Origin of the sequence: Cobetia sp. 4B (genome assembly GCF_018831605.1) — a bacterium.
GTDB classification, from domain to species: domain Bacteria; phylum Pseudomonadota; class Gammaproteobacteria; order Pseudomonadales; family Halomonadaceae; genus Cobetia; species Cobetia amphilecti.
Genome location: NZ_CP059843.1, coordinates 3,172,320 through 3,189,877 on the forward strand (window position 1 = coordinate 3,172,320; position 17,558 = coordinate 3,189,877).

At 62.1% G+C, this 17,558-nt stretch carries 14 protein-coding genes and 5 tRNA genes; 10 read left to right on the forward strand and 9 right to left on the reverse strand.

Annotated features, from left to right (window positions below; translation table 11 throughout):
- Positions 1-200: 200 nt before the first annotated feature.
- The 4 genes from H2O77_RS13085 to H2O77_RS13100 all read right to left on the reverse strand — a co-directional run bounded on the left by H2O77_RS13085 (position 201) and on the right by H2O77_RS13100 (position 4,577).
- The gene (locus tag H2O77_RS13085) at positions 201-1,466 is read right to left on the reverse strand and encodes a sensor domain-containing diguanylate cyclase (protein ID WP_215823271.1); all 1,266 of its coding nucleotides are present in this window, start codon (positions 1,464-1,466) and stop codon (positions 201-203) included.
- 449 nt (positions 1,467-1,915) lie between these two features.
- The gene (locus H2O77_RS13090; protein WP_215823272.1) at positions 1,916-2,620 is read right to left on the reverse strand and encodes a glutathione S-transferase; all 705 of its coding nucleotides are present in this window, start codon (positions 2,618-2,620) and stop codon (positions 1,916-1,918) included.
- Positions 2,621-2,673: 53 nt separating this feature from the next.
- Positions 2,674-2,961, reverse strand: a complete 288-nt coding sequence (locus H2O77_RS13095; RefSeq protein ID WP_306424366.1) for an HlyU family transcriptional regulator — start codon at positions 2,959-2,961, stop codon at positions 2,674-2,676.
- Positions 2,962-3,311: 350 nt separating this feature from the next.
- Positions 3,312-4,577, reverse strand: coding sequence for an argininosuccinate synthase (locus H2O77_RS13100; RefSeq protein ID WP_225348161.1), 1,266 nt, complete (start codon positions 4,575-4,577; stop codon positions 3,312-3,314).
- A 267-nt stretch (positions 4,578-4,844) separates the two neighbouring features.
- Between H2O77_RS13100 and rnt the strand changes: the two genes are divergently transcribed.
- Entirely contained in the window at positions 4,845-5,540 is a 696-nt protein-coding gene (gene rnt, locus H2O77_RS13105) for a ribonuclease T (RefSeq protein WP_054555724.1), read from the forward strand.
- Between the two features lie 170 nt (positions 5,541-5,710).
- Here the strand turns inward: rnt and grxD are convergent, their stop codons facing one another.
- Positions 5,711-6,043 carry a Grx4 family monothiol glutaredoxin gene (gene grxD, locus H2O77_RS13110; protein WP_043331357.1) on the reverse strand — a complete coding sequence of 111 codons (333 nt, stop codon included), beginning with the start codon at positions 6,041-6,043 and terminating at the stop codon, positions 5,711-5,713.
- 316 nt (positions 6,044-6,359) lie between these two features.
- On the opposite strand from grxD, the gene argF reads away from it, so the two are divergent.
- Positions 6,360-7,277 carry an ornithine carbamoyltransferase gene (gene argF, locus H2O77_RS13115; protein WP_043331358.1) on the forward strand — a complete coding sequence of 306 codons (918 nt, stop codon included), beginning with the start codon at positions 6,360-6,362 and terminating at the stop codon, positions 7,275-7,277.
- Positions 7,278-7,423: 146 nt separating this feature from the next.
- Entirely contained in the window at positions 7,424-8,503 is a 1,080-nt protein-coding gene (locus H2O77_RS13120) for an ABC transporter ATP-binding protein (protein ID WP_215823273.1), read from the forward strand.
- 86 nt (positions 8,504-8,589) lie between these two features.
- On the opposite strand, the gene H2O77_RS13125 is transcribed toward H2O77_RS13120, so the two are convergent.
- The 3 genes from H2O77_RS13125 to H2O77_RS13135 form a co-directional block, all read right to left on the reverse strand.
- Positions 8,590-9,462 carry an AraC family transcriptional regulator gene (locus H2O77_RS13125; protein ID WP_215823274.1) on the reverse strand — a complete coding sequence of 291 codons (873 nt, stop codon included), beginning with the start codon at positions 9,460-9,462 and terminating at the stop codon, positions 8,590-8,592.
- Between the two features lie 276 nt (positions 9,463-9,738).
- Positions 9,739-9,814, reverse strand: a tRNA-Ala gene (locus H2O77_RS13130).
- A 74-nt stretch (positions 9,815-9,888) separates the two neighbouring features.
- Positions 9,889-9,964, reverse strand: a tRNA-Ala gene (locus H2O77_RS13135).
- Positions 9,965-10,264: 300 nt separating this feature from the next.
- On the opposite strand from H2O77_RS13135, the gene uvrY reads away from it, so the two are divergent.
- The 7 genes from uvrY (at position 10,265) to H2O77_RS13170 (ending at position 15,822) form a co-directional block, all read left to right on the forward strand.
- On the forward strand, positions 10,265-10,927 hold the full coding sequence (gene uvrY / locus H2O77_RS13140; RefSeq protein ID WP_043331360.1) for a UvrY/SirA/GacA family response regulator transcription factor: 663 nt from the start codon (positions 10,265-10,267) through the stop codon (positions 10,925-10,927).
- Between the two features lie 287 nt (positions 10,928-11,214).
- Positions 11,215-13,248, forward strand: coding sequence for an excinuclease ABC subunit UvrC (gene uvrC / locus H2O77_RS13145; RefSeq protein ID WP_276315209.1), 2,034 nt, complete (start codon positions 11,215-11,217; stop codon positions 13,246-13,248).
- 272 nt (positions 13,249-13,520) lie between these two features.
- Positions 13,521-14,069, forward strand: a complete 549-nt coding sequence (pgsA, locus tag H2O77_RS13150) for a CDP-diacylglycerol--glycerol-3-phosphate 3-phosphatidyltransferase (RefSeq protein WP_043331361.1) — start codon at positions 13,521-13,523, stop codon at positions 14,067-14,069.
- Between the two features lie 156 nt (positions 14,070-14,225).
- Positions 14,226-14,300, forward strand: a tRNA-Gly gene (locus H2O77_RS13155).
- A 112-nt stretch (positions 14,301-14,412) separates the two neighbouring features.
- Positions 14,413-14,486 (forward strand) — tRNA-Cys (locus H2O77_RS13160).
- Positions 14,487-14,973: 487 nt separating this feature from the next.
- Positions 14,974-15,058: transfer RNA gene (locus H2O77_RS13165), tRNA-Leu, on the forward strand.
- Between the two features lie 311 nt (positions 15,059-15,369).
- Positions 15,370-15,822: an STAS/SEC14 domain-containing protein gene (locus H2O77_RS13170; protein WP_215823275.1), complete on the forward strand. Its 453-nt coding sequence runs from the start codon at positions 15,370-15,372 to the stop codon at positions 15,820-15,822.
- A gap of 44 nt (positions 15,823-15,866) precedes the next feature.
- On the opposite strand, the gene H2O77_RS13175 is transcribed toward H2O77_RS13170, so the two are convergent.
- Positions 15,867-17,300, reverse strand: a complete 1,434-nt coding sequence (locus H2O77_RS13175; RefSeq protein WP_215823276.1) for a Dol-P-Glc:Glc(2)Man(9)GlcNAc(2)-PP-Dol alpha-1,2-glucosyltransferase — start codon at positions 17,298-17,300, stop codon at positions 15,867-15,869.
- Positions 17,301-17,558: the final 258 nt, after the last annotated feature.

Consider the following 17,558-nt stretch of genomic DNA (forward strand, 5'->3'; position numbering starts at 1 on the left):
GCCTTGCCGTTCCCCCCAGCGTCGTTCGCGACTTTGCCGGATGCAATAGTCATATCAGAAAATGATGGCATTCGCGCTGCAGCGTTGCGCCACGCCCGTCAGTCGAGCGGCCTGAAAGACAAAAGCCCCCCGACGCCTGCGCGTGCGGGGGGCTTGGAATGTCGGGAGCCAGCGGGAAGCGGGCTCGTTTGTCATGCGAGTCACCTTTCCTCCTTGGCCCTGGCATCGGCAGACTCGGAATCAGCAGACACGCTATCGCCACGCTCGGTATCGGCAGGCTTGGTACCGGCAGACTCAGTGCCGGCAGACTCAGCACTGGCAGACTCAGTACCGGCAGAAGCTGCCTGCTGCCTCGGCGGCGACTGGGAGGCTGGCGTGGGCCTTGATGTCGGCGCGGGCTGTGGGTGCAACCAGGAAGGCAGGCGACTGGCGGGGGCTTCCAGATTCGAGGCCTGGAAATCGCCGGCCTGATATTCGCAGGAAGAGTACTCCACCGGCGCGTGCACCCTGAAGCCGTGCTTGCCGTGGTGCTTGACCCGGTACATTGCCTGATCGGCCCGTTCCAGCGCCAGCCCGAAGCGATTGTCGGCATCGCGCCCGAAGCAGATGCCGATGCTCAGGCCGATGCGGCCGAGGCCACCGCTGATCTCGAGGGGATGCGCGAAGCGCTCCAGCCAGCGACGGGCGATATGTTCGACACGCGGCAGTGACATGCGGGGCAGCTGAAAGAGGAATTCATCGCCGCCGAAACGCGCCGAGAGATGATGATGGATGCCCAGTCGATGCAGCTCATCGTTCAGACCATGCGCGACCAGCACCAGCACTTCGTCGCCGGCACGATGGCCGAACTGGTCATTGACCTGCTTGAAGCCGTCGAGGTCGATGAAGATCAAGGCACTGTCATCGGCCAGCGGTCGCTGATGCCAGCTGTTGATGGCCTGGCGATTGGCAAGGCCCGTCAGGGCATCGGTGCTGGCCAGCGCATTGAGGCGCGATTCGTAGTCCTTCTCATGACTGATGTCGGTATGCGTGCCCAGCAGACGCAGGGCATTGCCGTGCTCATCGCGTTCGACCACCCGCCCGCGGTCGGCGACCCAGGTGATGCTGCCGTCGCGGGCCAGCATGCGATGCACGACCTGATAGACCTCGGTGCGCCCCTCAAGGTGATCATTGAGATTGGCGAGCACTTCGTCGCGGTCTTCCGGGTGCAGGTGCTCACGCCAGACATCGAAATGGGCGTTCAGCTCGCCGGGCTGATAGCCCAGCATGCGCCCCCAGCGATAGTTGAAGATGGTGAGCTTGCCGCTGGGCACCTCGAGCTGCCAGAGGCGCAGGCCGGTACCGTCGAGCGTCGTCGACAGTTTCTCTTCCAGCCCCGCTAGTCGGCGTTCAAGGCGAGCCTTGTCGCGTTCCATCTGCTGGAGTGCTTGTTCCAGTGATTGTTCACGCAGACTCTTGCGTGCCATGCCAGGCCCCCGGTCGACTCCTTGTCCTGCATCCTGTTTATCCATCGACACCACGGCGGACTCCCCACTCGCTTGCCGATGCATCGCTCACGGTCTAGTGCTCTGTCTTGTTGTTATGCCATGCCGCTCTGTCTTTACGTTCTGTCTTGACGCTCTGGCTTGCGGTGCTTTTCCGCCTGTCGTGCCTGGCGTCCTTGGCGCTTCGCTGCCCCGCCTGGTGACTGGGCGGTTGTCACCCGACTGCAATCAATAAGCACTAACTGTAGCTTAGATACCTAAAACAGAACCTATCGATATAACGTCCAGATGTGACAGCCCGAATGCCGAAAGAATCCCGACGAAAGTCTAGATCACATCAATAGCGCAAAAATGCGCAAGCCATATGATATTTGCGCATCGCGCCCGGGCATCAGCGCATCAGCACCTCAGAGCGCAAAAGCATCAGCGCGTCAGAGCGCCAGCTCGCCACCCTTGGCCACGGCACGCTGAAAGGCTTCGCGCTGACGGATTCGGGCCAGCCATTCCTGGATATTCGGGTGATTCTTGAGCCCCTGGCGCGCATCGAGCGCCTGGATCGGGAAGCTCATCTGGATATCGGCACCGGTCAGCGAGTCGCCGGCAAGCCACTGGCGATGCTCGAGACAGGTATCCATGTAGGCGAGATGCGCCTTGATCTCCGGACTGATGAAGCTGTCGTTCACCCCCTTGGCCAGCTTGCGCGCGATCGGGCGCACCAGCCACGGCACCGGCTGCTTGTCGAGGCGCGAGAACACCAGCCTGAGCATCAGCGGCAGCATCGCGGAGCCTTCGGCGAAGTGCAGCCAGAAGCGGTAGTCACGCTCGGCCTGGCTGCCGGCGGGCGGGCGCAGATGGGCAGTGCTGCCGCTGCCCTGGCCGGCGTACAGATCGATCAGGTATTCGATGATCGCACCGGACTCGGCGACCACCACCGGCTCGGCATTCTCTCCCGCCAGCGTGGTGTCGGTGATGATCGGCGCCTTGCCCAGCGGGTGAATCTCCTTCAGCGCCTTGGGCGCACGCATGCTGTTGCTGTCGCGGGCATAGGTCTGCAGACGGTATTCAAGATTCAACTCTTCCAGCAGCCACAGGATGCGCTGCGAGCGCGAGTTTTCCAGATGGTGAACCGTGATCATGGGCGTGCTCCTGAAGGTGGGGGGCAAGTGCGCAGCGGTCAGCTCCGGGGCGATCAGCGCTCGAAGATGCTGTCACCCAGGTCATCGATGGTGCGCTTCGCCTTGAGCAGGGTCAGCTCCACGGCGCCCTCTTCGCCCGGCACGGTGTCGGAGCGCTCGAAGCGGTGCTCCAGCATCTCGCCGCCTTCCACCGGCTTGCGGATCACGCCCGACACCCGGTATTGACCATCGTGCTTCTGCGGCATCGCCACGATCAGATAGCCCTTGTATTCGGTGGCTTCCGGTTCCTTGACCGGCGCAGGCTCGCCTGCGGCAAACAGTTTCTTCAGCATACCCAGCATGAGACATCTTCCTTGGCCGGCCGCCATGACGGACGCCGGCTATCTACGTGCAGAAATGACAATGAAAAGGGGCTTCTGTCAGCATCGCATGCACCCACGGGGGAGAAAAGCGCTCAGCAACGCCCCTGAGCGCCATGCGTGCCTTGGATGAGCAGCACCTCATCAGACGAAAGCGCGCCCGGCTCTGGTAGCCGACAGCGCGACTGACTCTGGCCGCCTAAACCGCGATACGACAGCCGGATAACGTGGCACCGACAACCGGATAGCACGACGCCGACCCCTATGGCAGCGAATGGCTGCAGCAGGGGCCGGCGTCATGGTGTTCCGAGATCAGGCTATCGGATCAGAGATTACTCGATGCCACGCCCCTTGCTGGCCGCGATACGCAGGCGCAGGGAGTTCAGCTTGATGAAGCCGGCAGCATCTTTCTGGTCGTAGGCGCCCGCATCGTCTTCGAAGGTCGCGATGGACGCATCGAACAGCGAGTCTTCGGACTGACGACCGACGACGATCACGTTGCCCTTGTAGAGCTTGAGACGCACAACGCCGTTGACGACCTTCTGGGACTCATCGATGGCCGCCTGCAGCATGCGACGCTCCGGGCTCCACCAGTAGCCGTTGTACACCAGCTCAGCGTACTTGGGCATCATCTCGTCCTTCAGGTGGGCCGCTTCGCGGTCCAGAGTGATGGATTCGATGGCACGGTGAGCACGCATCATGATGGTGCCGCCCGGTGTTTCGTAGCAGCCACGCGACTTCATGCCGACGTAACGGTTCTCGACGATGTCGAGACGGCCGATGCCGTTGGCGCCGCCGACCTTGTTCAGGTACTCGAGCACTTCGTGAGCGGCCATTTCCTTGCCGTCGATGGCAGTGATGTCGCCCTTGGTGTAGGTCAGATCGATGTAGGTCGCGTCATTCGGCGCCTGCTCCGGGCTGACGCTCCAGCGCCACATCTCTTCTTCGCACTCGGTCCACGGGTCTTCCAGCACGCCACCTTCATAGGAGATGTGCAGAAGGTTCGCGTCCATGGAGTACGGAGACTTCTTCTTGTTCTTGGCGTAGTCGACTTCGATACCGTGCTGCTCGCAGTATTCCATCAACTTCTCGCGGGAGTTCAGGTCCCACTCACGCCACGGCGCGATGACCTGGATGCCCGGCTTCAGCGCGTAGGCGCCCAGCTCGAAACGCACCTGGTCGTTGCCCTTGCCGGTCGCACCGTGAGAGATGGCGTCGGCGCCGGTCTCGTTGGCGATCTCGACCAGACGACGCGCGATCAGCGGACGTGCGATGGAGGTGCCCAGCAGGTACTCGCCTTCATAGATGGCGTTGGCACGGAACATCGGGAAGACGTAATCGCGGACGAAGGTCTCGCGCAGGTCTTCGATGTAGATCTCCTTCACGCCGAGGGCTTCTGCCTTGGCACGCGCCGGCTCGACTTCCTCGCCCTGACCGAGGTCAGCTGTGAAAGTCACGACTTCACAGTTGTAGGTTTCCTGCAGCCACTTGACGATGACTGAAGTGTCCAGGCCGCCGGAGTAGGCGAGAACGACCTTTTGCACGTCGGACATGCTTGACTCCTGAGTTGATGCTTGTAGTTCCCGCGTACCACTGATGAACGCCGTGGCCGCAGGTGGGGTTGGATCGCCCGGTCCAGACGAGCGAAGGCCGCGCAAGCGCAGCCGCTCATCTACCCGAATCACGATGTGACGCCGATTATAGCGAGGCTGGCACCTCACCGATACTGCCAGGAGGGCCAGAGACACCCCGGCACGCGGCCAGCGCCGCGACGCGCCCTTTTCGCCCTGCTACAATTGGCCACCTTGAGCGTCGGCAATACGCACGACGCAGCACGAGATGCTATGACGGGATTGGAGATCTTGATGACCCAGGCGAGCGAGCGCACGCAGATGGCACAGCGCTTCCGTGGCTTTCTGCCAGTGGTGGTCGACCTCGAGACGGGTGGTTTCAATGCCGCCGGTGATGCACTGCTCGAGATCGCTGCCGTCACGCTGACCATGGACGACGATGGCAACATGGTGCCGGATGCGACCTATGCCTTCCACGTGGCCCCCTTCGAGGGCGCCAACATCGAACAGTCGGCACTGGATTTCACCGGTATCGATCTCGACAACCCGGTGCGCAAGCAGGTCGCGGTGGCCGAGAATCAGGCGCTGGGCGAGATCTTCAGCCCGGTGCGCAAGGCCATCAAGGCGCACGGCTGCACGCGTGCGGTGCTGGTCGGCCACAATGCGGCCTTCGATCAGGGCTTCCTGAACGCGGCGGTCGAGCGTTGCGGTATCAAGCGCAATCCGTTCCACCCGTTCTCGTGCTTCGATACCGCTTCGCTTGCGGGTCTGGTCTATGGCCAGACGGTACTGGCCCGCGCCTGCCGCGCCGCCGGCATCGAGTTCGACAACGCCTCCGCCCACTCGGCGCGTTATGACACCGAACGCACCGCGGAGCTGTTCTGCGCGATGGTCAACCGCTTCAAGGACCTGGGCGGCTGGGACCTGGCGATGAAGGAACAGGGCATGAATGATGAGGTGCCGGCCTCGCTCGACGCGCCCGCGCCCTGACTGGCGGAGCTTCTGACAGTTTCTCCGGCTGACAGACTCTCCGAGAGTCAGACATGAAAACGCCCCCGCAGCCTGGCTGCGGGGGCGTTTTTTCTGCTCGGCACTGCTCGGGTCAGAGCGAGCCTGATCAGAGCGACTCCTATCAGAAGACGCGGATCAGAAGATGCCGATCACTCGGCAGACGCTTCCTGAGCGGCCTGCTTGATCAGCGGCTCCAGTTCGCCGCTCTGGTACATCTCGACCACGATGTCGCAACCGCCGACCAGCTCGCCGTTGACCCACAGCTGCGGGAAGGTCGGCCAGTTGGCGTATTTCGGCAGCTCGGCGCGGATGTCCGGGTTGTCGAGAATGTTGACGAAGGCGAAACGCTCGCCGCAGGACATGACGGCCTGCACGGTCTGCGCAGAGAAACCACACTGCGGCAGCTGCGGGGTGCCCTTCATGTACAGGAGGATCGGGTTCTCGCCAATCTGCTTTTCGATCGATTCGATGGTAGTGCTCATGTGCAATCCTCGGACGGTGGGCGCAAGGCCCGTGAGTGTCATTCCCTCATTCTACTGGGGGTAAGCCATGAATTCAGCCCCCGATAGTGCCCGAGTTGTGGATTGCTGTCTGCAGCAGCGCGCATCGGCCCTGCCGCGCGCGTCATGGCCGCCCTGATAACGGCGCGAGCGTTGCACGCTCGAGCCGAGCTGGCTAGGATGGCTCTTTTGACAGGCAGCGCCATCCGGGCGCCGTGATCGTCGGCGACTTCCTTCCCTCCGACGCATGGCGCCCTTTTCGATGGTGCTGCCCGAGACCCTGACAGGAGCCCGCTCGATGGCCACCCGGCACTTTCTGACCCTGCTTGACCTTTCTCCGGAAGAACTCGACTACCTCATCCAGCGCGCCATCACCATCAAGGATGGGCTGAAGAAGGAAGGTCCGGTCTATACGCCGTTCGCCAACCGCACCCTGGCGATGATCTTCGAGAAGTCCTCCACGCGTACTCGCGTGTCCTTCGAGACGGCCATGGCGCAATTCGGTGGCCATGCGCTGTTCCTGTCGCCGCGCGACACCCAGCTGGGCCGTGGCGAGCCGATCGGCGACACCGCCCGCGTGCTCTCCGAGATGGTCGATGGCGTGATGATCCGCACCTTCGCCCACTCCGACATCGAAGCCTTCGCCGACGCCTCCAGCGTGCCGGTCATCAATGCGCTGACCGACGACTATCATCCGTGCCAGCTGCTGGCCGACGTGATGACCTGGACCGAATGCCGTGGCTCCGTGAAGGGCAAGACAGCGGTCTGGATCGGCGATGGCAACAACATGTGCCACTCCTGGATCAACGCCGCGCGTCAGTTCGACTTCAATCTGCGCATCTGCTGTCCCGAAGGCTATGAGCCGGACAGCGAGATCGTCGCGGCGGCTGGCCAGCGCGTCAGCATCCATCGTGACCCGCAGCAAGCCGTGCAGGGCGCGGACCTGGTGACCACCGATGTCTGGGCCTCCATGGGCCAGGAAGAAGAGCAGCTCAAGCGTGAAGCCGACTTCGCCGGTTTCCAGGTCGATGAAGCCATGCTCGACAAGGCCGCCGACGATGTCATCTTCCTGCACTGCCTGCCGGCACACCGCGGCGAAGAGATCAGCATGGGTCTGCTGGATGACCCGCGCGCCGTCGTCTGGCAGGAAGCGGGCAATCGCCTGCACGCCCAGAAGGCACTGCTCGAGTTCCTGATGCTGGGTCGCCAGGACTGAGCTTCAAGGCTGAGCCGCCGACCAGCAAGCCGAAGGGCTGCCCTGCCGCCGCCTGCATCCACGCAGGCGGCGCTCGCGTATGCTCAAACGAGACAGACACTCCCCTGCTCCGCTGCCTTCATCGCCATCCGGACTGACCTGCCATCATGCAACCGCTCCTTCAGATCGATTCGCTGGAATGTCGCTACGACACCACCGTCGTGACCCGTGACATCAATTTCTCCCTCAACAAGGGTGACATTGCCTGCCTGCTCGGCCCCTCCGGCTGCGGCAAGACCACGCTGCTGCGCGCGATTGCCGGCTTCGAACCGGTGGCGATGGGCGAGATTCGTCTCGAAGGCGAGGTGCTGTCCAGCGCGACTCATCTGACCGCGCCGGAGCAGCGCCATGTCGGCATGGTCTTTCAGGATTACGCACTGTTCCCCCACCTGAGCGTGGCGGACAACGTGGCCTTCGGCGTACGCCGCATGACGCGTGAAGCGCGCAATGACAAGGTGTCGGAGCTGCTGACGCTGGTCGGCCTCGCCCATCTCGGCGAGCGCTTCCCGCATGAGCTGTCCGGTGGCCAGCAGCAGCGCGTGGCCCTGGCCCGCGCGCTGGCGCCGGAGCCGCGCATTCTGCTGCTCGATGAGCCGTTCTCGAATCTGGACGTGGAGCTGCGTCGTCAGCTGAGTCAGGAGGTGCGGCGGATTCTCAAGCACCTCGGCATCAGCGCGGTGCTGGTCACGCATGATCAGAATGAGGCCTTCGCGATGGCCGACCAGATCGGCGTGATCCACGGCGGTCATCTGCAGCAGTGGGACACGCCGTTCAATCTGTATCACGAACCCGCCACGCGCTTCGTCGCCAACTTCATCGGCCAGGGCTATTTCATCCCCGGCACGCTGAAGGACAACGAATGCGTGAGCACGGAGCTGGGCGTGATTCGCGGCAACCGTGCCTATCCGTATGCACCCGGTACGCCGGTGGATGTACTGCTGCGCCCGGATGACCTGGTGCTGGCCGAAGGGGATTCGGAAGCCACCGACCTCAAGGCGCGCGTGCTCAGCGCGACCTTCGCCGGCACCAGCACCCTCTACCGGCTGGCGCTGCCTTCCGGACGGGAAGTCGAGGCGGCCTTCAACAGCCATCACGACTATCAGCCCGGCGAGCAGGTCATGCTGCGTATCCAGGCCGATCACCTGATCCTCTTCGAGCGTGTCGAGGAGAGTGAAGCGGTGCTCTAGCGCCTACGCGCAGGATGATCGCCAGCCATGAAAAAACGGCCTCCTTTCGGATGGCCGTTTTTTCTTGCCCCGCTGGTGGCGTGTCGCTATTTGAACTGACTCCATTGCTTGGGCGACTGCCCGTACAGACGCTTGAATTCGCGACTGAATTGCGAGGAGCTCACATAGCCCACGGCCATGGCCGCCTCGCTGACGGTCTTGCCATTGGCGATCTGCATGGCGGCGGTATTGAGGCGCATGGACTTCACGAACTGGATCGGCGACATCGTGGTCGCCTGCTTGAACTTGCGGTGGAAGACGGCGCGACTCATGCCGACCCGCCCGGCCATGTCTTCAATGCTGACCGGCTCATCCAGTCGGCTGGAGAGGTAATCGATTGTCCGCGCGATCTCGTTGCCCACACCGAAGGCACGTCGCGCTGACTCCCCCGCCTCGCCCTTCAGGACGGCGTAGTAAAGCTCCCGCAGCCGCCCTTCTCCCAATATCGCCGCATCGGCGGGGCTCTGCGCCACCTGCAGCAGTCGCAACAAGGCATCGCTGAAGGCGGCGTCCCAATGCGCCAGGGCAAGCCCCGGCGGCAACGGGCCGCTGCCCGGCTTGCGCACGAGGCCCGCGGCGCTTTCCATCTCGATGGCAAGCTCCGTCATTACCCGTGTATCCAACGAGAGGTAGACACCCAGCAGCGGGGTCTCTGGCGAGGCCGTGGGGGCGCCCGCCTCGACCGGCATCGAGATGGGACAGCACAGATACTGGCGGCTGTCGTAGACATGCCGCTCGCCGTCCAGTATCGCCTCCTTGGCACCGCTGACGATCACCACCACGGCGGGTTCATAGATGGCCGGCGCGCAACGCACGGGCTCCGTCATGCGAAAGAGCTGCACGCCCTTCACTGCGGTCTCTCGGATGCCTTCCTCGTGGGCGAGGCTCGCCACGAGTCGTGTGATCTCTGGTCTGCTCATGTCGCCAATCTAGCGCCATGCCTGCCTCTCATCAACAACTTGAGACGATCAGGCAACGAATATAGGTAATTTCAGCCAATCACGAACCCGGGTGAGATTTCTCGCATATCTCCCTCAGTATTGGCAGACCCGGGCACCGGCGGCTATATATGTGAAGCAGACAGGGTCGAGCTGCAGAAAGGAGCGAGCTGACAGGGCTGAGCTGACAGTGCCGAGCTGAAAGCCGGGCACAAAAAAAGCGGCCACCCTGAAGGATGACCGCTTTTTCAATAATTCTGGTGGAGCCTAGCGGGATCGAACCGCTGACCTCAACACTGCCAGTGTTGCGCTCTCCCAGCTGAGCTAAGGCCCCGAATCAGACTGTCATTTCGCATGTCACTTGCAGGCAAGAGGCACATGAAATCTGGACAGGCTTGTCGTGAATCATGGTGGAGCCTAGCGGGATCGAACCGCTGACCTCAACACTGCCAGTGTTGCGCTCTCCCAGCTGAGCTAAGGCCCCGTCTTCACGATGGAGCGCATGTTACAGAGCGACGAATACGTCGTCAACCTCTTATTTTTGCTGCGCTTTGTGGAGCGCGCGAAGTCTGCGGATCGCATAGCGGAGCACGGTTTCCCGCAGGGGCTCGCTCACGGACCCACGGCCGACAACAAGGAGCAGGAATCACGCTAGCACTATATCAGTAGTGGTTATCCTGAACGCGACGCACTGGATAACAGGGCATCGACAAGCCCTTGTCCAATGGGTACATTGGATCCCGCATTCACTTCACTGCTTATTGACATCTTTACTGGAGCCGCCTTGATCAAGGTTCTTGTCGCTGACGACCACCACCTGGTGCGTACCAGCATCGTCCGTACCATTGAGCTAGAGGATGGGCTCAAGGTGATTGCAGAAGCCTCGGATGGCGAAACCGCGATCAAACTCTGCCGTGAGCACAGCCCGGATATCGTGCTCATGGACATTCGCATGCCCGGCGTCGATGGCCTGGAAGCCACACAGAAGATCGTGCGCAGCCTTCCCGACGTCAGAGTCATCGTGCTGACCGCCTATCTGGAAGAGTCCTTCGCCAAACGCCTGCTGGAAGCGGGAGCCTTCGGCTTCATCTCCAAGGGCACGCCCTTTGACGAGATGATTCGCGCCATCCATCAGGTGGCCGCTGGCGAGCGCTATCTGTCCCCGGAAATCGCCCAGCGCCTGGTGTTCTCGGGCATGGACACCCAGCGCAGCAATCCCTTCGACCAGCTGTCAAGCCGAGAACTGCAGGTGGCGACGATGATCGTCAATTGCCATCGCGTCAGCGAGATCTCGGACCGCCTGCACCTGAGCCCGAAGACGGTCAACACCTACCGTTACCGCATCTTCGACAAGCTTGGCGTGACCAGCGACGTGGAGATGACGCATCTGGCCATGCGTCACCAATTGCTGGATGACTACGTGCTGGACCGTCCTGACGAGGCCTGAGAAAGCCCGTCAAAGACTGCAGGCCTGCGCTGCTCGTGACACTCCCGAGCAGCGCCGACAACGCCTCATACAACAACGCCACCTTCCCCGGGTGGCGTTGTTGTATGAGGCGTTTCTGTCTGGGACGTTCATGCATGAGACGTTTCTGTCTGAGACGTTCTTGAATGGCACGCCCTCACCGGCGCCGGTCATGACAGCAGGCATTGCAGCATGGCCCTGTTGCCCCCATGCCTGCGAGCAATCGCCCTTGTTTGATAGACTCGAGGCATCTCTGGACGAGGAACCTCATGGCCAAGCAGCACACTGATCCCACGATGACGGACACCACTTCTCAGTCGCCCGAGAATGAGGAGCCGGCAGACACCGCCAGCCAGCCTGATGCCCAGCAAGCCTCCTCAGCGAGTGCGCAGGCTGACAGCCGCGCACGCAATGACGCCGCGCGTGTCTCCAGCCGCCTGATCACCAGCGACGCGAGCAGTGATCTGCTGCAGGGCAGCGAGGCGACCGGCTTCGACGCCCGCCATTTCCTCAAGCATGTCAGCGACGCGCCCGGCATCTATCGCATGCTGGATAGCGCCGGTGACGTGCTGTACGTGGGCAAGGCCAAGCGCCTCAAGGCGCGCCTCTCCAGCTATTTTCGCAACACCGGCCTGAATGCCAAGACCCAGGCGCTGGTCGGGCGCATCGCCGATGTGCAGGTCACCATCACGCGCAGCGAGACCGAGGCCCTGCTGCTGGAGCAGACCCTGATCAAGGAGCTGCGCCCGCCCTACAACATCCTGCTGCGCGACGACAAATCCTACCCTTACGTCTTCATCAGCCAGCATCACGACTATCCGGCGCTGGAGTTCAAGCGCGTGCGCCACAAGCGCAACGATGGACGCTACTTCGGCCCCTACCCGAGCAGCGTCGCGGTGCGCGAATCACTGACCCTGATGCAGAAGATCTTCCGCCTGCGCAATTGCGAGGATTCGGTGTTCGCCCACCGCGAGCGCCCGTGCCTGCAATATCAGATCAACCGCTGCACCGCGCCGTGTGTCGACTACATCAGCAAGCAGGATTATCGCCGCGACATGGAACATGCGGTGATGTGCCTGAACGGCCAGAGCGACAAGGTCACCGACGAGCTCAGCCAGGCGATGGAAGACGCGGCCATGCGGCTGGAATTCGAGGAGGCGGCTCGCCTGCGTGATCAGGTCGCCCAGCTGCGCCGCATGCAGGAGAAGCAATACGTCGACACCGGCACCGGCAACGCCGACATCCTGGCGCTGGCCGAGCGCCCCGGCGGGCTGTGCATCAGCGTGGTCTCGGTCCGTCAGGGTCGCATGCTCGGCGCACGCCACTTCTCGCCCGGCAATGGTCTGGACCTGACCAGCAGCGAACTGCTGACCAGCTTCGTCAGCCAGTACTATCTCGGCCAGGACAGGGAGATGCCCGATGAGGTGCTGACCTCGCTGGCCCTCGATGACGCCAACCTGCTGGAAGGCGCCTTGAGCGAGAAGGCCGAGCGGCGGGTACGGGTCGCGCATCAGGTGCGTGGCCATCGCGCACAATGGCTCACCCTGGCGCAGACCAACGCCGAGCAACATCTGGCCACCCAGCTGGCCAGCCGCCAGCAGCTGTCCAGTCGCTTCCTGTCACTGCGCGATGCACTGGGGCTCGATGAGGTACCCAAGCGGCTGGAATGCTTCGATATCTCTCACAGCCATGGTGAAGCCACCGTGGCCAGCTGCGTGGTGTTTGATCATGAGGGGCCGATCAAGTCAGATTACCGCCGCTTCAACATCGAAGGCGTGACGGCCGGCGATGACTACGCCGCCATGCAGCAGGCGCTGACGCGGCGCTTCAAGCGCCTGCAGGAAGGCGAAGGCAAGCGCCCGGACATCCTGCTGGTCGATGGCGGCAAGGGGCAGCTCAACATGGCGCGCGGGGTGTTCGAGTCACTCGGCGTGACCGATATCATCCTGCTCGGGGTGGCCAAGGGCACCACGCGCAAGGCAGGGCTCGAGACGCTGTTCATCGAGACGGTGCATGACACCCTGGACCTCGACAGCCACTCGCCGGCGCTGCACTTGATCCAGCATGTGCGCGATGAATCGCACCGCTTCGCCATCGCCGGTCACCGTGCCAAGCGTGACAAGGCGCGGCGCACCTCAAGCCTGGAGGGCATCGCGGGGGTCGGCCCCAAGCGGCGCCGCGAGCTGCTCAAGTTCTTCGGCGGCTTGCAGGGGGTGAAACAGGCCTCCAAGCCGGAACTGGCGCGCGTGCCCGGCATCAGCGAATCGCTCGCCGAGCTGATCCATCAGGCGCTGCATGGCTGATGGATCAGACGCTGCATGGCTGATCCACCAGACGCTGCATGGCTGCCCCCGTGCACGACATGGCTGCCTCTGGCACCATCGACTCAACGCTCAAGGAAGAGTGACAGAGCGTTGGCTTGAATAACCTGCCGTTTGGCATGGCTGAATGCGCCGCCGGCAGGCTAGAATAGACGACTTGTGCGGCGCCAATCGATCGGCTTTCTTCAGGGTCTCGACTCGCCCTCGATTGCGCCCAGCCACCTACGCTTCATGCAAGGACTCGTGCCGTCACGATGAGCATCCCCAATATCCTGACTCTGATCCGCATCCTGTTCATTCCGCTGCTGGTGGTATGTTTCTATCTGCCTTATGCATGGAGCCTGCCGCTGACGGCGCTGCTCTTCGCACTGGCCGCCATCACCGACTGGTTCGATGGCTATCTGGCCCGCCTGTGGAATCAGACCACGCCCTTCGGCGCCTTCCTGGACCCCGTCGCCGACAAGCTGATGGTCGCGGTGGCACTGGGCCTGCTGATCGAACGCTACGACAGCCTGTGGATGACCATCCCGAGCCTGGTCATCATCGGTCGCGAGATCGTCATCTCGGCGCTGCGTGAGTGGATGGCCGAGATCGGCAAGCGCGGCAGCGTCGCGGTGTCCTGGGTCGGCAAGCTGAAGACGGCCGCCCAGATGCTGGCACTGTTCATGCTGCTGTTCTTCGCTCCGGGCAGTGTCGGGGGGGATGCCGGCCTGGCCCTGCTGTATATCTCGGCAGCGCTGACGCTGTGGTCAATGATCAGCTACCTGCGTGCCGCCTGGCCGGAACTGGTGCGCTCGGTCTGACACCCCGTTCAGCCACGAGATGCTGCGAATGCCTCAACGCCCACCGCCCCTATGGCCGGTGGGCGTTTTCGTTTCCAGTGACCTGACTCGCGAGACAATTTTTCATTAACTGTTTGACAGCATGGGAATTATCCGTATAATTCGACCTCGAGTTCAGCGGGAATAGCTCAGTGGTAGAGCACAACCTTGCCAAGGTTGGGGTCGCGAGTTCGAATCTCGTTTCCCGCTCCAGTAACACAGGTAGCGCAACATCCACCTAATTTACTGACTCATGTATCTGCAGCAGCATCAGTGGATACTCCTCGGATCAGACATCAGTTTCGACTGACATCTTGATCATTGAGGCTGGATGGCAGAGTGGTCATGCAGCGGACTGCAACTCCGTGTACGCCGGTTCGATTCCGACTCCAGCCTCCATTTCAGATACCGAAACATCCCCTGTTTCCTTCTGGAATGGATATGACACCCACCCCTTCGGGTCGTCACACTCTCCTTGCTTGTTTCGCTTTACATTGCCGCAACCCTGATGCTTTTTCGCTTGGCTATCGTCTGATCTACGCCTTGCCAAGTCACTGCCTTGCCACATCATTTCTCTGTTTTCATCTGTTCAGTGATTCTGACAGTCACCCTGACCCCATAAATGACTTCCCCTGTGCGCCTTCGCGCTCGGTACTGACTATCTGTTTCCCCGCCCGTCTCCACCGCGCGCCATTTCGCATCGCTTGCCATGATCATGCCGGGTGAAAAGCGCTCTGCTTTCCCTCCTCAATGTCACCGCTCACGATGACCACAGACCGTCGCAATTTCATTGCATAACAGTCAGTTAAATCACGCATTCAGTAGAGTGTCATCGCCATTAAAGTTGACCTTGATCTAAAATATGATAAGTTATGCGCCAGTCTGCGCGGCCATGGTGGAATCGGTAGACACCGGAGACTTAAAATCTCCTGCCTTCGGGCGTGCCGGTTCGAGTCCGGCTGGCCGTACCAGATCAAGCAAGCACCATACTGAATTCAAGAGCGCCGCTCCTCTCACGAGGGGCGGCGCTTTTTCATGGCTGATATTTTTCATGGCTGGCACTTTTCGTTTCTGAACACTGCTCCGCTCGTCATGCCTCGCGCGGCCAGACGTCGAGAGAGGTAGCCGTTGCTGGCAGCTCATTGAAAGGAACAGTACCGACAATCGCCTGGCCAGACGCCAGCAAGCTGCTTACATGCGACTACACTGAAGAGGTAGCGACGCCAGCGCTGGCTTCCAGCACGGCTCGCCCAGCCAACATGCATCAGTGCAGGAGCCAAACATGCTGACACTGCTCAAGAGTCCCGCCGATCACGTTGTCGCCCTGCATCTCGCAGGACATATCGATCAGGCCTCGCTCGCCCCCATCATCAAGGAATGCGACGAACGCCTGGCCCGCCATGAGCGAATCTCGTTGCTGGTGGAAATCGAGCGCTTTGGCCTGATCACACCCGCCGCCCTGCTCAATGACATCGGCTATGCCCTGCGCCACCTGGGAGACTTCGAGCGCGAAGCCATCATCAGCAAGGCCGACTGGCTGCGCCATGTCACCGAGTTCAGCAAGCATCTGGTGCGTTCCATCGAGGTGCGTCACTTCTCGCCCGATGAGCGCGAGGCTGCCTATGCCTGGGTCGCCGAGCCACCGCGTGGCGGTTCTGGCATCGGTGCTGGCGCCGACAAAGCCCCCGCCGGCCGTGATGCCCAGACCCCGGCGGCGAAACGCCATCAGGCCTGAAGCCCCCGCCATCGAGTGAGCCTCCAAAGCGCCCTGCCACCGCCTCATGGCAGGGTGCGCGTCAGCACCAATCCCGCCAACAGCAGCGCCCCCATCGCCATCGCCCAGAGCGTCATCGCGCGCTCCACTTGCGGGCGCTCAGCACAGCGCAGCAGCTGGAAGACCGTGATCAAGGGCAGCATGTAGCGCGTCTCGATCAGCTCCCGCGCGCAGATCATCAAGGCGAGCATCACCAGCAACAGGCCACCATGCCCGAGCCGCAGCGGCGCCCTCAGCCACCAGAGCGCCATGCTGGTGGTCAGCAACATGGTGACCCACAGCCCCACCGGGTGCTCATTGAGCCATAACAGCCAGGTATTGCGGATCGTCCAGCGCTGGAAATTGTAGTCATGCGTCACCTCAAAGCTCATCACCAGCATGACCCACACACCCGCCAACGCCCCCAGCAGCAGAATGCCCCGCCATGGCCAGGTACCCCGGGTGCACAGACGCCACAGCAGATGCCACTGACGCGGCAAGTCGGCCAACCACAACGGCAGAAACACCACGCCGATCACGCCCAGGTAATAGCCGAGATTGCCGGTGTGCCAACCGGCCTGATGACGCGTGGTATCGCCCATGGCAATGCCGTCGTTCCAGACGACAAATCCGATGAAGGCGGCCACCGGAATCACGGCCACCCACCACCAGCGCACGATCAGCCCCCACCAGACGGAAAGCTGGCACAGCGGCGAGCGCAGCGGTGGCGCCATGCCGACAGCCTGCGACCGTACCCCTGTCTGCGCATGGGTCATGAACAGCAACAGACCGCCCCACAACCCGAGCAGCACGATACTGTCCTGCCGCAAGCCGAGGCCGACCAGGATCAACACCAGCAACAGCAGACGCCGCTCACGCACCAGCGCGACGATCTGCAGCGCGACCAGCACGATGATCCACAGGTCGGTATACACCAGCGCCAGATAGGGGAAGATGATCGGCAGCCATAGCCACTGCCAGCTCTGACGATTCGCCTGTTGCTGGGCATCGCTCTCATCGAGCATGGGGTCCAGGCGCCGATAGACGCTCGGCAGCGCCCGCCAGACCATGCACGCCATGACACTGAAGCCGAGCAGCGACAGGCCCCGCACCCAGTTCACCGAGGGCATCTCAGGCCAGCGTCCGGCCAAGGTGTCAGCCGCGAGAGGAAGATTGAGCCACTCCCCCAACGTCTGGAGTGCCATCAGCGCCACCGCCATGGTGGCGTGATATAGCGTCAGGGTGGTCAGCTTGGGATGCTGACTCCAGTCACCGTCGAGAAACTGGCGAATCTGCGCGAAATGCACGCCCTCATCGACGAAAGGGATCGGCAGGCAAAGACTCACCAGCCACAGGGAAACGCTCAGGCACGCCCCCAGTGCGAGCAACACAAGCCCAACCTTCAAGGGCCAGCGATGTCTGGCGCGCGCGTATCCCATGCGCTGATCAAGTGACGACATATCCTTGTCTCCTTGTCAGACCTCCCCGAGAAAGCCGTTCACGGCCCTCTCCAAAGGGAAATCCCGTGTCACCAGTATCGGCAGGCCGGCGCGGATTTTTCCAGTCTGGCCATGCACTTTGCCCCTCCAAGGCTCGCGGCAGTACAATGCGCTCAGTCTGCTTCGCTGATACGCCTGTAAAAGGCGTGCCGAAGACCTGCCTGTTCATGCTTCGCGACTGCGAAGCGTACCGATCAAAGCGACAAGTCGAGGGATCGC

Coding starts and splice junctions, on each gene's coding strand:
- H2O77_RS13085 (WP_215823271.1), bottom strand. CDS start 1,466: ATGGCACGCAAGAGTCTGCGTGAACAATCACTGGAACAAGCACTCCAG.
- H2O77_RS13090 (WP_215823272.1), bottom strand. CDS start 2,620: ATGATCACGGTTCACCATCTGGAAAACTCGCGCTCGCAGCGCATCCTG.
- H2O77_RS13095 (WP_306424366.1), bottom strand. CDS start 2,961: ATGCTGGGTATGCTGAAGAAACTGTTTGCCGCAGGCGAGCCTGCGCCG.
- rnt (WP_054555724.1), top strand. CDS start 4,845: ATGACCCAGGCGAGCGAGCGCACGCAGATGGCACAGCGCTTCCGTGGC.
- grxD (WP_043331357.1), bottom strand. CDS start 6,043: ATGAGCACTACCATCGAATCGATCGAAAAGCAGATTGGCGAGAACCCG.
- argF (WP_043331358.1), top strand. CDS start 6,360: ATGGCCACCCGGCACTTTCTGACCCTGCTTGACCTTTCTCCGGAAGAA.
- H2O77_RS13120 (WP_215823273.1), top strand. CDS start 7,424: ATGCAACCGCTCCTTCAGATCGATTCGCTGGAATGTCGCTACGACACC.
- H2O77_RS13125 (WP_215823274.1), bottom strand. CDS start 9,462: ATGAGCAGACCAGAGATCACACGACTCGTGGCGAGCCTCGCCCACGAG.
- uvrC (WP_276315209.1), top strand. CDS start 11,215: ATGGCCAAGCAGCACACTGATCCCACGATGACGGACACCACTTCTCAG.
- pgsA (WP_043331361.1), top strand. CDS start 13,521: ATGAGCATCCCCAATATCCTGACTCTGATCCGCATCCTGTTCATTCCG.
- H2O77_RS13170 (WP_215823275.1), top strand. CDS start 15,370: ATGCTGACACTGCTCAAGAGTCCCGCCGATCACGTTGTCGCCCTGCAT.
- H2O77_RS13175 (WP_215823276.1), bottom strand. CDS start 17,300: ATGTCGTCACTTGATCAGCGCATGGGATACGCGCGCGCCAGACATCGC.